The sequence below is a fragment of the Dietzia aerolata genome, assembly GCF_014144865.1.
In the GTDB taxonomy this organism is placed as follows: Bacteria; Actinomycetota; Actinomycetes; order Mycobacteriales; family Mycobacteriaceae; genus Dietzia; species Dietzia aerolata.
This window is the reverse complement of the sequence record NZ_JAALDM010000160.1, coordinates 1-1,446: the sequence shown is the minus strand read 5'-3', so window position 1 is coordinate 1,446 and position 1,446 is coordinate 1. Positions and strand designations below refer to the sequence as shown.

At 69.6% G+C, this 1,446-nt stretch carries 1 protein-coding gene and 1 pseudogene; one reads left to right on the top strand and one right to left on the bottom strand.

Features of this window, described 5'->3' with window-relative positions:
* The coding region (locus G6016_RS10350) for an MFS transporter (protein WP_182632578.1) at positions 1-920 on the top strand (920 nt) is incomplete at its 5' end.
* Positions 921-1,092: 172 nt separating this feature from the next.
* On the opposite strand, the pseudogene G6016_RS10345 reads toward G6016_RS10350, so the two are convergent.
* A pseudogene (locus G6016_RS10345) lies at positions 1,093-1,446 on the bottom strand (NADPH-dependent 2,4-dienoyl-CoA reductase); the annotation flags it as partial.

Genomic DNA, 1,446 nt, shown 5'->3' with positions numbered 1-1,446 from the left:
CCGCCGACAATGCCGTTCGCGCGGCGGGGGTCGCGGCGTCCGGTGGCGCTGCGCTGCCCGCCACGCCCCCACGTCGCCGGCGGGCGCGGCTCGACCTCGACCCGGTCGGCATCGTGCTGCTCGGCGTGGCGGTGCTGTCGCTGATGCTGCCGTTCCTCTCGGGCGGCGACAGCGCGTTGATGTGGCTGCTCGTGCCCGTGGGGCTGGGGTTCATGGCCGCGTTCGTGTGGTGGGAGCGCCGCTACGAGCGCATCGGCAGCGAGCCGCTGGTGAACCCGGAAATCTTCCGGGACACGGCGTTCCGCAACGGCATGATGATCGTGTCCATCTATTTTGTGGGCGGCACCAGCCTGTGGATCGTCATGCCGATCTACCTGCAGTTCCATCTCGGGTACGCGCCCATCGACTCGGCGTGGATCAGCCTGCCCGCCTCCATCTGCGCGGCGGTGTCGGCACAGGTGGCGGGCCGGTTCGTGCTGAGGGCCGGACGGCGGATGGTGATCGCCGGCTTCTCGCTGACCATCACGGCTCTGCTCACGTTCATCGTGCTGGCCGGATTCGTGGACTCCGGCGACCTGAACTACCTGTTCTTCATGGTGCCCGCAGCGATGGTGGGGATCGCCCAGGGCATGACCATCTCCCCCAACCAGACCCTCACGCTGCGCGCGGTGAACCCGGAGTTCGGCGGCGTCGCGGGCAGCATCATCTCGCTGGGCCAGCGCATGGGCACTGCGGTCGGCACCGCGATCGTTCCGGGCGTGCTGTTCTGGATCGTTGCGACGTCCGGCGACTGGGTGCTGGCCTTCCGGTCCTCGATCGGGCTGATCGCACTGCTCGCCGCGGTGGCGTTGGCGGTCGCGGTGGTGGACCGCCGCCGCGAGGTGCGCGCCGCTGCCGCCGCATCCTCCGCACCAGCCTGAGCTCCCGGGGACCTGAAAGGCCGGCACCTGGCCTCTCCTCTTCGGAAGAATTGAGTCGCGCCGGCACTGGCACTGGCACTGGCACTGGCCCTGAGCGGCAGGGCTCCCGGAGAGTGGCCGAACACCCCTTCGCCGCAGAACTTCCGGGGCGTATACCGGGAACTCCGTGGGGTCAGAGGGCTGCCGCGAGCTCGACGCCCTGCTTGATCGCCCGCTTGGCATCCAGCTCAGCAGCCACGTCCGCCCCGCCGATCACGTGCACTCGAGGTCCGGCCACGGCGCCGCCGCGGGCATCTGCGGCACCGTGCATTCTGGATAGCTCATCCGCGAGATCGCGCACCGACTCCTGGCCGGCGCATACGACGATCGAGTCGACCTCGACCACCCGGGCTTGGCCGTGGGAATCGAGAATGTGCAGCCCGTCGTCGTCGACCTTCACGTAGCTCACTCCGGTGTACTTGCGGACGCCGCCGGCGTCGAGCTCGGCGCGATGCACCCACCCCGTGGTTTTCCCGAGCCCCTTGCC